This window comes from Winogradskyella sp. (assembly GCF_025210595.1).
GTDB lineage: Bacteria > Bacteroidota > Bacteroidia > Flavobacteriales > Flavobacteriaceae > Winogradskyella.
In genome coordinates this window covers 1-13,873 of record NZ_JAOARH010000088.1, presented here as the reverse complement: position 1 = coordinate 13,873, position 13,873 = coordinate 1, and the positions used below count along the sequence as shown (strand labels likewise).

Genomic DNA, 13,873 nt, shown 5'->3' with positions numbered 1-13,873 from the left:
AGCATCGCATTATTAGAGAACTTAGTTTTGTTTTGTTAGAGTGTAACATTTTTTAAATATTATTGTCTTTAACACAACACAAACATCATCAATCAAAAAAATATGAACTTACGTTCTTTACTCTTATCAATCATTATATGTTTCTATTGCTCACTTTATGCTCAAGAAAAAAAAACACTTAGCATTCAACGTACAGGCAATGCGCCAAAAATAGATGGCGTATTAGATGACACTGTTTGGCAAAATGCAGAAATAGCTACTAATTTTATTCAGTTTCGCCCAGATATGGGTGTTAAAGCAACAGAAGACATTAAGACAGAAGTTAAAATGGCCTATGATGATGCTGGTATATACGTAGCCGCTTATTTATATGATGACCCAGAATTAATAGCTAAACAATTTGCTAGTCGTGATAATTTTGGACAGTCTGATTTTTTTGGAGTTGTAATAAACCCTAATAACGATGCGCAAAACGATACAGAGTTTTTTGTATTTACATCTGGTCAACAAGCAGATGCTATTGCCAACCCAAGTATTGGAGAAGATTTTAGTTGGAATGCCGTTTGGCAAAGTGCCGTAAAAATAAATGATGATGGTTGGTCTTTAGAAATAATGATTCCTTATAGAACCCTACGCTTTTCTAAGGATGTAGAAACCTGGGGAATTCAATTTCATAGAAGATTTAGACGTAATAACCAACAATATACATGGAACCCTTTAGATCCAACAAAAGGAAATATAGGTTTATATCATGGTGAGCTTACAGGTATTAAAAGTATTGAACCACCTGTAAGACTTAACCTATACCCATTCACTTCAGCGGTTTTTGATAATATGGATAAGCCAGACTTTAATCTTGGTATGGATGTAAAGTATGGTATAACAGAAAATATCACATTAGATGCCACATTAATTCCAGATTTTAGTCAAGCTGGTTTTGACAATCTTTCACTTAACTTAGGTCCTTTTGAGCAAACTTTTAATGAACAGCGTCAATTTTTTACCGAAGGTGTTGACTTGTTTAGTAAAGGAAATTTATTTTTCTCTAGACGAATAGGTGCAGCACCTAGAGGGTCTGTATCCTTAAATGAAAACGAAGTGATTGATCATACTCCTGAAAATGTAAAAGTAATTAATGCTATAAAAGTATCTGGAAGAACTAAAAAAGGGCTTGGAATAGGTATTTTTAATGCGGTTACCGAAAAAACAGATGTTACTATTAAAAAAACAACAGAAATAATTAATCCTAACACAAATGAGCTTGAAGAACAAATAACTTATAGTAAAAGGGTAATTGAACCACTTACTAATTATAATATAATTGTTGTAGATCAGCAGTTTGGTAACAACTCTTCAATAAGTCTCGTTAATACTAGTGTTTGGAGAAATACATCATCATTTAGAGACGCTTATACAGGTGCCATTGTTGCCAACATTAACAATAAACGAAATACTTATAATATTAGAGGTAATGCTAAGGTGAGTCAACCATACTTTGATATTAATGGTAAGTTTGGTTTTAATTCCTTCTTTCGTGTTGGAAAATCTCATGGTAAATACAGGTATAGTATTGACCATAGTTTTGCGAATGAAACCTTTAACATCAATGATCTTGGATTAAACTTTAGAAATAATTTTAACAATTTTGGTGCAGACTGGTCTTATAGAATCTTTGAAGCCACTGAAAAATTAAACAACTTTAGAATTAACGGTTGGTATAACTATCGTCGTCTTTACAACCCTAGCACCTTTACAGGGCAAAATGCTGGTATCAATGTTTACGGAAATGTTAAAAAAACATTGATGGATTTTGGTGGTAACATAAACTACCAAATGGGTAAACAATATGATTATTTTGAACCTCGTGATTTTGGGAATAAACGCTTTTTTATATATGAAGATCGTATAAATAGTAATGTTTGGATTTCTACAAACTATAATAAAACTTTTGCTCTAGATGCTAATATTGGTGGTGCAGTAATGTTTGAAGGCATAAGAGACGATTATTTAAACTTTTGGTTTGGCATAAGGCCTAGAGTTCAAATAACAGATAAATTTTTAGTGTCTTACGGTTTTGATTTTTCAAAAGAAAATGGTAGTCGTGGCTATGCAAATAATTCTAATTCTATTGATGATAGTATCATTTTTGGACAACGAAACCAAACTACAACTGTAAACACCCTTTCTGGAAGTTATAATTTTAATCCTTTTAACTCTTTATCACTGACTTTCAGAAATTACTGGACCAAAGTAGATTATGATAAAAACCCTTATTTTTTGCAAGATAATGGCCGTTTACTACAATCTACTGAAACCTTTGAAAGTCTCAATTTAGATACATCTAATGTTAACTTTAGCACATGGAATATCGATCTAAGCTACTCTTGGCAATTTGCTCCAGGAAGCTTTTTAACAGCGCTTTACCGAAACCAAATGATAAATCAAGACCAACGCTCTAAGGACAGTTATTTTGATAGTTTAGACACTTTACTAAGTCAAGATATGCAGCACATTTTATCTGTACGTTTGCAATATTTCCTAGACTTCAATGGTATGAAACGTGTTTTTAAGAAAAAAGACAAAGATTTAAGTAGGTTTGACAAGCACTCTGGCAATCAAGATTCAAATTCTAGACTACTATAATAGTATGTATATGTCGTAAGAAAATAGTATTTTCACGCTTCATTTGCATACCTATGATTAAAGCCTTCAACATTCACAAATTTTATAATGATTTACACGTTCTAAAAGGTGTAAACATCAATATATCAGAAAGCGAAATTATATCTATAGTTGGTGCTTCTGGAGCTGGTAAAACAACTTTATTACAAATATTAGGAACTTTAGACAAACCCGATTATAAAGGTGATACCACATTAGAAATAAACGGACAATCTATAAAGTCACTAAATGATAAAGCTTTAGCTAAATTTAGAAATAAACATATTGGTTTTATCTTTCAGTTTCATCAACTGTTACCAGAATTTACCGCTTTAGAAAATGTCTGCATTCCTGCGTTTATTAACAACACTCCTAAAGCTGAAGCTGAAAAACGCGCTATTGAACTGCTAGATTATTTAGGTTTAAAAGACCGTATACATCATAAACCAAATAGTATGTCTGGTGGAGAACAACAACGTGTGGCTGTTGCAAGAGCCTTAATAAATCAGCCAAAGATTATTTTTGCTGACGAGCCTTCTGGAAATTTAGATAGCGAGTCTGCCGAACAGCTACATCAACTTTTTTTCAAACTTAGAGACGAGTTTAACCAAACCTTTGTTATTGTAACCCATAATCAAGATTTAGCTAATATGGCGGATAGAAAACTTACAATGGTTGATGGAAATATAGTATAAATTTTAACGCAACCCTTTTATTTTTTCGGCATCTAGAACTAAAACTTTCTTAATGCGTAAACTTCTTACATTGATAAGTTTTAGTTTTTTATGCTCGTGCACAACAATATTGCATAGTAAAAAAACTAAAGTTAACCTTCACGCTCCTAAAAACACCAAAATTAAATTTAAAGGTGAAGAATTTTTAGTCAATAATGATAAAGTATCCATTTTTCCGATGCGCGCAAAGGATTCTTTAAGATTTGAGCTCTCTAACGACAGCATTACAACCCAATTTTCTTTCCCTAAAAAAACTTCTGGCAATTATTTTTTAAACTTTTTCTCACCTTATTATGCAGGTTTTATAATTGATCTCACTAACAAAAAACGTTTTACCTACAAGAAGAACTTAAAATTTGGAATAGACAGTACAGAAAACAAATTCATTAGTCTAAATAATCTTCCTATTGCTTTTAAAAGGAACGATGTATTTGTGTACACTACTCCGTTAAAAGCTATGGATGTATTTACTCAACCCATGCTTACTTTAGGTGCAGAATATTTTGTAACTAATACAATAAGCTTAAGTGCAGAATACGGTACTGTTTATACAAAACGTCTTGGTGATAAGCCTAAACTAAAAATTTTAAAAACTAAAGGACGCTCGTTTAGGTATGAATTAAAGATATATAACATTCTTGGCCAAAGTAGAAACTCTAGATTTAATAATTATTTAGGGTTTGAAACGCGATTCTTACGTTACCAATTTAATGATGAAAACAATTTTAGAGCAGTAAATGAGGATATTCAATATTTTGTAAATATACCTTTTGGTGTACATAAAAAAGTGGATATATACAATCTAAAATACGGTATCAATTATCCTATTGGAAAACACTTTTATTTTGATGTTTATACAGGTTTAGGAGTACGAGTAAGAGACATAAAAAACATATACAATAGTACACCTCCAGAACAAGACACCTCTTTTTTAAATGACGATGATGACGATTGTTACCTTTGTTTTAGAAAAAATAAAGAACAAGATAGCGGCTCATTTTTTAACTTCACCTTAGGCTTTAAATTTGGTTATAAATTTTTATTTTTTAAGAGATTATAAATCTTATAACAGCATATTTAATTTCTCATTATTTGTTCTCTAAAATGCTAAAATTAAATGAGATTCTTCAATCTTTAAACCACTAAAATGAGTAATTTTGTAGTGCTTTAAAAAACATATATTATTATGACATACAGAATAGAAAAAGATACAATGGGAGAAGTAAAAGTGCCTTCAGACAAACTTTGGGGAGCACAAACAGAACGTTCTCGTAATAACTTTAAAATTGGCGCTCCTGCATCAATGCCTTTAGAAGTGGTTTATGGTTTTGCTTACTTAAAAAAAGCTGCTGCATATACCAACTGTGAGTTAGGTGTTTTAGCTGCTGAAAAGCGTGATTTAATTGCACAAGTTTGTGACGAAATCTTAGAAGGAAAACACGATGATCAATTTCCATTAGTAATCTGGCAAACAGGTTCTGGAACTCAAAGTAATATGAATGTTAACGAGGTAGTTGCTAACAGAGCACACCAATTGGCTGGAAAAACTATTGGAGAAGGTGAAAAAACCATTCAACCAAATGACGATGTCAACAAATCACAATCGTCTAATGACACCTTCCCTACTGGAATGCATATTGCTGCTTACAAGAAGATTGTTGAAACTACAATTCCTGGTGTAAAGCAATTAAGAGACACATTACAAGCTAAATATGAAGCGTTTAAAGATGTTGTGAAAATTGGTCGTACACATTTAATGGATGCTACGCCATTAACTCTTGGGCAAGAATTTTCAGGATATGTATCTCAATTAAATCATGGCTTAAAAGCTTTAGAAAACACGTTAGCACATTTAAGCGAATTAGCACTTGGTGGAACTGCAGTAGGAACAGGATTAAACACTCCTGCTGGTTATGATGTACTAGTTGCTAAATACATTGCTGAATTTACAGAATTACCATTTATTACTGCAGAAAACAAGTTTGAAGCTTTAGCTGCTCATGATGCTATGGTAGAAACGCATGGTGCTTTAAAGCAAATCGCTGTATCATTAAATAAAATTGCTAACGATATTAGAATGATGGCATCTGGACCACGTTCAGGAATTGGAGAAATCATTATTCCTGCTAATGAACCAGGAAGCTCTATTATGCCAGGAAAAGTAAATCCAACACAAGCAGAAGCGATGACTATGGTATGTGCTCAAGTTATGGGTAACGATGTTGCAGTAACTGTTGGTGGAACTCAAGGACATTATGAATTAAACGTATTTAAACCAATGATGGCTGCTAACGTTTTACAGTCTGCACAATTAATTGGTGATGCTTGTGTGAGTTTTGATGTAAACTGTGCTTCTGGTATTGAGCCAAATCATGCTACAATCAAAACCTTATTAAACAACTCATTAATGTTAGTTACAGCTTTAAATACTAAAATTGGATATTATAAAGCTGCAGAAATTGCTAATACAGCACACCAAAACGGAACAACATTAAAAGAAGAAGCTATAAACTTAGGCTATGTAACTCCAGAACAATATGATGAATGGGTGAAACCTGAAGATATGGTTGGGAGTTTAAAATAGAATAAACTTTTTCACATAACCTTTATTAAAAATAAAAAATCAGTCTCTAATATTTTTAGGACTGATTTTTTTTATACAGTATAAAAATCTTACAAAAAATGCAAATAAACACCTAAGGTAGACTATTCATTTTATCAGATATAAATATTTGAAAATCAATATTCAAATTATAAAAAATAAAATAAATTCTTACATTGCGCAAAATTTACTGAAAATGAAAAAAACTGTACTCTCAATTTTATCTTTTTATTGTCTACTAACATCTATAAATGCACAAACTACGTGGGCTTCAATACAAAATATTGACCCAAATACTGGAAATGATCCTTATGTTATTGCTTCTGGCGATTTAGATGGAGATACAGATATAGATATTGCTATTGGCACTTATAATTTTTCTGCAGATGTTGTAAAATGGTACCAAAATGATGGTAACGGTACATTTACAATTATGCCTACAATATCAGATGCTGGTACTTTGAGTGGAATTGGTGGAATTGTTATTGCAGATTTTGATGGTATAAATGGAAACGATATTATTGTGAGTTCTTCTTCTAACAATACTATAATGTTTTATACCAATAATGGATCTAATGGTTTTAATACTGGAATTACTATTTCTACAACTGCAGTTGGAGCTGGTCAACTTACTGCTGTAGATATTAATAATGACGGTAATCTAGATATTTCAATAGCTGAATATGGAGGTGGTGTTACTTCTTGGCTACCTGGCAATGGTGATGGCACTTTTGGGGCAAAACAAACTATTGCAACAGTAAACCTTCCTGGCAATTTAAGCTTTGAAGATTTTGACGGAGATGGAGACCAAGATGCCTTAATTGGATATGTAGATGATACAACTTCAGGAACTATTGAAATCTACTATAACCAGTATGTTGAGAGTGGCACAATGACTGTATCTTGGATTAAAGATGCTGTAACTGTAAATAGCGGAAATCCTTATTTATTTGTTGCTGCTTTTGCAGATGTTAATGATGACGGTGTTTTAGACATTGTAAAATCTGATAATGTTAGTGGAGATATAGCATGGTATAGCAAAACCAAGAATGGAGTTTCTGTTGAAACAATTATATCTGATGAAACCATTATAGATAGACCTGCAGTTGTAGCTGTAGCTGATCTAGACAATGATACTTATAATGATGTAATTGTAACTGATGGTGGATCTGGTAATGATTCTATTATATGGTTTCATAGCACTGATGCAGGCACATTGAATTCTGAAGCTTTAATATATGACAATAACTATCAACATTATAGTATTACTATTAATGATTTTGATAATGATGGAGACAAAGATATTGCAACTATTGGTTACTTTAGTAATACAGTAGATTGGTATGAAAATCTACTAGAATCTTTAGACATTACTAGCTTTGAGTCATCTAATATTAAAATATTTCCAAACCCAACACATTCTGTTTTAAATTTTGAAGGTCTAGCAGAAAATACCGTAGAGATTTCTATTACAGACATGTTAGGAAAAAACATCTATAAGACTTCTCATAACCCAATCAATCCCTTAGATGTTTCTGCTTTAGCAAAAGGAATTTATACTATAAGTATTAATGGTAAATTAACATCAAAATTTATAAAAAAATAGATTTCTAATTTTTTTAGATTATAAAACGTTGGTGGTTGTTACCAACGTTTTTTTTTTTCAAAAAAAAGAGAGAACTTTACAAAAAACCAACTTTATGTCCATTCTAATTAAAAATATAAAGCAGTTACTACAAGTACACGATTATAATGTTTTGATTGTTAAAGGTGAAGCCATGAAAACCCTTCCTATAATAGAAAACGCTTACCTATACATAGAACACGATACCATTATAGAATATGGTGAAATGAAGTATTGCGAAGGCATAGAAGCAGAAACTATTGTAGATGCTACTGGAAAAATTGTATTACCTGCGTGGTGCGACTCGCACACACATATTGTTTATGCTGGTAATCGAACTTCAGAATTTGTAGATAGAATTAACGGATTAAGCTATGAGGAAATAGCTAATAAAGGTGGTGGAATTTTAAATTCGGCAAAATTGCTACAAGAAACCTCTGAAGAAGACTTATATGAGCAATCTATAAAACGCTTAGAGGAACTTATAAAAATGGGTACTGGCGCTTTTGAAATTAAAACAGGTTATGGACTTACAGTTGATGCAGAATTAAAAATGCTGCGCGTTATTAAACGTATTAAACAAGAAAGCTTGGCAAAAATAACACCTACGCTCTTGGCAGCACATGCTATTCCTACAGAATATAAGTCTAAAAAAGACGAGTACGTTAAATTAATTACCGAACAATTAATACCACAGGCTGCCAAATTAAACATCGCACATTATATTGATGTGTTTTGTGAAGATGGTTATTTTGATATTGATGCGACTGAAGCTATTTTAAAAGCTGGTGCAGAATATAAAATGAGACCAAAGATTCATGTAAACCAGTTTAATATTCTTGGTGGTGTTGGTCTTGGTGTAAAACACAATGCGCTATCTGTAGACCATTTAGAAGAATTAAATGAAGACGATATTAATGCCTTAAAAGATACCGAAACTATACCTGTAGCATTACCAGGATGTTCCTATTTTTTAAGTATTCCTTATACACCAGCAAGACAAGTTATTGATGCTGGTCTACCACTTGCTATAGCAACAGATTATAACCCAGGTTCTGCACCAAGTGGTAACATGAATTTTATTGTAAGTGCTGCTTGTGTAAAATTAAAAATGACACCAGAAGAAGCTATAAATGCCGCAACTATTAATGGTGCGTATGCTATGGGAATTAGCAATATGTATGGTAGCATTACAAGGGGTAAAAAGGCAAATCTCATTATTACAAAACCATTAAATGATTATAGCGAGATACCTTATGCTTTTGCTCACGACCCTATAGATCAGGTTATTATTAATGGGCAATTAAAGGATATAAAAAATCCGGAAGAAAACTTCCGGATCTAAACTATCAATCAATTAAATACTAATTTCTTATTTGAGTGTAAACTCTGAAGAAGAAATCATTTCTTTATCATTAAACACATTAATTTGGTAACGTCCTTTTTCGAACTTTGAATCCTCAGGTTGCGATACATATTCGCATATATTTAAGTTTCTATTCTCGTAATTAAAATGACTTATTAAACTATAATTTAAAACCTGATCTTCAAACTGCACCTGATTGTTAGAACCCAAAACGTTATTTTTAGGATCTATAACTTGTACATAAAGTTCTTTGTCACCAGCTTCTGTCAGTGTATTCTTAGGCACAGTAAAACAAACCTTAATTTTATCACTTCTACGTGCTCTCTCAGTTGGAATCTGCTTACCACTACTTCTTTCTATAACACCCATACCTTTAAGACCAACGGTTTGCAAAGCTGCTGCATCTTTAACAACATTAGCTAATTCTGTATTTTGAACTAATAATGAGTCTGTAAACATTGTACGTTCAGCCAATTGTAATTGAGTACTGTCTAAAGACGTTGCTAAATATTCGTTTTCTATTTTTAAACGATCATTCTCTTCAAGCAACTCTTCCATTTCTTCTTGTAAAGCCAAGAATTTCTTTTTATATCTCCATAAACTATTTACACTATTCTGAGATACTTTTAAAGAATCCATTAAGCCTTGTATACGATCTCTAGCATCAATTAAATCTTGATTTTTAATTTCACTTTCTGCAATAGCATCATCGTATAGTTTAGTCATATTACTAAGGTCATTCATTACTTGTTGCTTCTCAGCTACAAGTGTTTTTTCTGTCTCCTTGTTATCTGTGTAAAGCTTAGAAGCATAAAATGCTGTCCCTAAAAATAAAACCAATAGAATTCCTAATCCTACCTTAAGACCAGTGTTTGTTTTTTGTGAACCTTCCATATATATTGTATTTAAGTTATTGTTAATTCTTGTTTTATTAATCTTATTTAAAAATCAAAATTATTAAATAAAACTGTACTTTTATTTTAAATTTTAATTAATCGCCAAAATGCAAAATCTCGTATTATTTACTCCAAAAATTCGTGAAAAATTTTTAAAAACTCGTAAAGGTGAAACAAAATTTGGTGAACATGTTCGGTTAATTCCTACCCTCAACAACATATACGAAGACATTTTAAATTTAGATGTTGACTTTGTAATTTTTGGAATTGCTGAAGATATTGGCGTATACGCAAACCACGGACAAACAGGAACTTATAAGGCTTGGGAGGCTACTCTAAAAGTTTTGTTAAATATTCAGAGTAATAGTACAACTAAAGCAAAACGTGTTTTGGTTTTAGGGCATCTAGATTATAGTAAAGCGCGCGAAATTGTTAAACAAGAGCCCTCTAAAAAGTCTATTTCTAAAGCCAGAACTTTGGTTGAACAAATAGATAAAGATGTTACACACCTTGTTTCATCTATTGTAAAAGCAGGAAAAACACCTATTATTATTGGTGGTGGCCATAACAATGCCTACGGTAATATAAAAGGCCTAGCCTTAGCAAAAAATGATAAAATTAATGTCGTAAATTTTGATGCGCATACAGATTTTAGACCTGAAGAAGGCAGACATAGTGGCAATGGTTTTAGTTACACTTATGCTGAAGGGTTTTTAAAGCATTACTTCATTTTTGGGTTGCATGAAAATTACACTTCAGAAAAGTTATTTAAAACTTTAAAAAAGATAAAACATATAAAGTATAACACATACGAGGCTATAGAAGTTAGAAACGAATTAGATTTTAATTCTGAAATGAATCTCGCCTTAAATCATGTTTCTAGTAAACCTTTTGGTATTGAGATTGATTGCGATGCTATAGAAAACATACCTAGTAGTGCAAAAACACCAAGCGGATTCAGTACAAAGCAAGCTAGGCAATTTGTACATCATTTTGGCAAACATATAAATGCTAATTATTTACACATTTGCGAAGCCGCACCATCTAAAAAAAATCAAACTAAAGTAGGAAAACTTATCAGTTACTTAATTACCGATTTTATAAAAGCGCATGATTATTAAGATTATTGACTATCAAAATGAATACGCCAAACATTTTTATGATTTAAACATAGAATGGTTAAGAACCTATTTTTATGTAGAACCTTTTGATGAAGAAGTACTTAGTCAGCCCAATAAATATATCATTGATAAAGGAGGCTTTATATTTTTTGCTTTAAAAGAATACAAAGTCGTAGGAACAGTTGCCTTAATGCCAACTAATGAAAATGGTATTTTAGAACTGACTAAAATGGCTGTTTTGCCTGAAGAACGCGGACAAAAAATTGGTCAGCAATTAATGCAGCATTGTATAGATTTTGCAAAATCTAAAAATCTTAAAGCATTGCTTCTCTATTCTAACACCAAATTAGAAAATGCTATTTATATGTACAGAAAATACGGCTTTAAAGAATTACAACTAGAACCTAATAGCCCTTATAAACGTTCAGACATAAAGATGTTGTTAAATATTACAGCTTAAAATATGTATACAAAATGATGAATTCTTCCTCGTAAATCATCAGAATAACATAAAACCCTGTTATTAATTCTCGATAGACTTTAGAGAGTCTATCTGGCGTTGTAATGCATCAATCATTTTAGAATTATCATTTGCCTTAGGTATAATGTTAAGCGAATCTAATTGCATTTGCATTAAATCTTCGTCTTTTGGTTTTTCCTGATAATAATAGCCTATACCTTCACTAGATCTCCAAGCTTCATTAAGTTGGTTATAAACTGTTTCATCCCAAGTACTTGGATGTTTTACATCTATCCATATTACATCACGATATTCACTATCAATAAGTACTAAATCTGGTGTTGCAGAACCATCAAATTGCTGTGCATTTTTTTCACTAATAGATGAGATCGTACCCAAGAAAAACATACGTTTTCTTCCTGCGATTTCTTTTATATATGGTCTAAACTCAACTGGTGTACTGGCTTTCCAATCATATTCTTTGCGAGATTCCTTAACCTTTAATGGCATGGCTGAAACACCTGCATAACCTTGTTTTTTTGTCGCATGGTCATAATAGTATAACTTCTCTGTTCCGTCTGCAGGAACAAACACACTATAACTTAAACTGGTACGCTCCTCTCCTACTGGTTCTAAGCCAAACCAATGGTACAAACCACTGTATGCATCTGTATTACTGCCTGCAAAATCAAAATCTGTAACATAAGGTTGCTGATTCTGATCTTTTGGCATTAAAGGAATTTTAACAGCAGTTTCCATATTCCAAGGTAATGGATCACTAAAACCACCTAAAAACTTTAAAGATTCAGCTTGCAATTGTGAGACCTTTTCTGCTAATGTATTTTGCTTTGTTAAGAACTTATAATTTTTAATGTCTTCTGGACTTACAAAGGTACCTTTACCAATGGCAACACGTTCTATGTAATCATTAAAATCATGAGCTCCATTATCTATAATCATTACACCACCAAAGGTTGGATAAGGAAAGAAAAAGCCTTTCCATTTTATTAAACTCACCACTTGCACCCAATTACCTTCGTCATTTTTCATATAAAAGGTATCGCTTGGTTCATAATTAAACAGCATCCAAGGGTTGAAACGTTGCACAACTGCATTGTAGGTGTTTCTACTAAATTTTAAAGATTCGCCTATTGAGAATGTCACATCTATTCTGTTTTCATTAGAAAATCTTGGAAATGGAGTTGTACTACTTACCGCAAAAACTTCTTCTGTATTATCACTAATACGTTGCATAATATACTTTTCGCTAGGTTGAATAGCCATAGTCCACTTATTCTCTGTACCAATTCTTACTAAATGCGGTAAGGACACATCTTTAGTTTCACCAACGCTTTCATTAGCCATAGAAAAGATATTTCGCAAAGGTTGAATACGCTCATTTTGCGTTAAAGGCAATTCATCTATCTCAACTTTATTAAGGCTATTAAAAACGTTATAGGTTTTCATGTAATCGTATAAACCTTGATTCCAGCCTAAGAAGTATAACAATCCAAAAAACACAATTAAAATCCCAAGAATCCCTAATCGTCCTCCTGTATTTGCTGTTTTTCTAAATTTTCTTAACCCTAAGATTAAGACTAATAAACTCACAAGAATTATAAAAATATATTTTCTTAAGAATAATAATACAGGTTGATAGTCGTCTCTAAAAAAGAAAAGTAAAATGAGAAGCAATATGACAACAAAAATTGTGATTCGTTTTTGTTTTGCTCCTTTATTCCAATATGATTTTATCATGATGCTTATTTGTCATTCCTGCAAAGACAGGAATCTATTTTTATTGTTTTATGCTAGTTTTATGAGATCCTGAAATAAATTCAGGATGACACAAACATGTGTCACATTAGACCCTTATCCTTTAATCGGTCACGCGCAGATTTTTTTTCAATTTCTGGTGCTGATTCTTTTTCTATTTCGGCTTTAGGCATTTCAATAGTTTCAATTTCTTTTTTCTTTAAATCATCAATAAAATCTTTACCTTTTTCTACAGCACCTTCTACTATTTCACCTATTGAATCACTTTTTTCTTCAACAACTTCTGTTGTTTTAATAACAAAATTAGCCACATAAGTCCCTATAAGTGTTCCTGTTGCAAAAGAAGCGTATGCTGAAACACCATCAACACTAGAAAAAATGTTTAAAGGAGTTAAAAACTGAACGATTAAAGTTAATACCAATGTTAATAGTATTACAAATATTAATCGTGGTATAAATGCTTGCTTAAAAACAAATCCTTTAGGATTACTAGCACTCATTTGTAATTCTTTACTATTTAAAATCTTATTTATAAAACGATAAGCTCCATTACCATTAGATTCTCTCCAGTATAAAAATATACCTAGTAATACACCAACTATAAATGCTATAATATCTATTCCCATAATGTTG

The 13,873-nt window shown here is 31.8% G+C and carries 11 protein-coding genes; 8 read left to right on the top strand and 3 right to left on the bottom strand.

Annotated elements, in window-relative coordinates; genetic code table 11:
* Positions 1-102: 102 nt before the first annotated feature.
* The 6 genes from N4A42_RS09340 (at position 103) to hutI (ending at position 8,966) form a co-directional block, all read left to right on the top strand.
* Positions 103-2,643, top strand: a complete 2,541-nt coding sequence (locus N4A42_RS09340; protein ID WP_294073213.1) for a DUF5916 domain-containing protein — start codon at positions 103-105, stop codon at positions 2,641-2,643.
* A gap of 53 nt (positions 2,644-2,696) precedes the next feature.
* The gene (locus N4A42_RS09335) at positions 2,697-3,356 is read left to right on the top strand and encodes an ABC transporter ATP-binding protein (protein ID WP_294073211.1); all 660 of its coding nucleotides are present in this window, start codon (positions 2,697-2,699) and stop codon (positions 3,354-3,356) included.
* A 52-nt stretch (positions 3,357-3,408) separates the two neighbouring features.
* Positions 3,409-4,455, top strand: coding sequence for a hypothetical protein (locus N4A42_RS09330; protein WP_294073209.1), 1,047 nt, complete (start codon positions 3,409-3,411; stop codon positions 4,453-4,455).
* Between the two features lie 126 nt (positions 4,456-4,581).
* Positions 4,582-5,979 (top strand): class II fumarate hydratase, encoded by a 1,398-nt coding sequence (gene fumC / locus N4A42_RS09325; protein WP_294073207.1) that lies wholly within the window; start codon positions 4,582-4,584, stop codon positions 5,977-5,979.
* A gap of 214 nt (positions 5,980-6,193) precedes the next feature.
* Positions 6,194-7,603 carry a T9SS type A sorting domain-containing protein gene (locus N4A42_RS09320; RefSeq protein WP_294073205.1) on the top strand — a complete coding sequence of 470 codons (1,410 nt, stop codon included), beginning with the start codon at positions 6,194-6,196 and terminating at the stop codon, positions 7,601-7,603.
* 94 nt (positions 7,604-7,697) lie between these two features.
* Positions 7,698-8,966 (top strand): imidazolonepropionase, encoded by a 1,269-nt coding sequence (gene hutI, locus N4A42_RS09315; protein ID WP_294073203.1) that lies wholly within the window; start codon positions 7,698-7,700, stop codon positions 8,964-8,966.
* 27 nt (positions 8,967-8,993) lie between these two features.
* On the opposite strand, the gene N4A42_RS09310 is transcribed toward hutI, so the two are convergent.
* A complete protein-coding gene (locus N4A42_RS09310) occupies positions 8,994-9,881 on the bottom strand; it encodes a chromosome partitioning protein ParA (protein WP_294073201.1) in 888 nt (295 codons plus the stop codon).
* 109 nt (positions 9,882-9,990) lie between these two features.
* Between N4A42_RS09310 and N4A42_RS09305 the strand changes: the two genes are divergently transcribed.
* Positions 9,991-11,004: a formimidoylglutamase gene (locus N4A42_RS09305; protein WP_294073199.1), complete on the top strand. Its 1,014-nt coding sequence runs from the start codon at positions 9,991-9,993 to the stop codon at positions 11,002-11,004.
* Positions 10,994-11,464 (top strand): GNAT family N-acetyltransferase, encoded by a 471-nt coding sequence (locus N4A42_RS09300; protein ID WP_294073197.1) that lies wholly within the window; start codon positions 10,994-10,996, stop codon positions 11,462-11,464. Before N4A42_RS09305 ends, N4A42_RS09300 begins: the two co-directional genes overlap by 11 nt.
* Positions 11,465-11,527: 63 nt before the next feature.
* On the opposite strand, the gene N4A42_RS09295 is transcribed toward N4A42_RS09300, so the two are convergent.
* A complete protein-coding gene (locus N4A42_RS09295) occupies positions 11,528-13,222 on the bottom strand; it encodes a hypothetical protein (protein WP_294073195.1) in 1,695 nt (564 codons plus the stop codon).
* Positions 13,223-13,323: 101 nt separating this feature from the next.
* A partial coding sequence (locus N4A42_RS09290; RefSeq protein ID WP_294073193.1) for a hypothetical protein occupies positions 13,324-13,873 on the bottom strand: 550 nt, incomplete at its 5' end.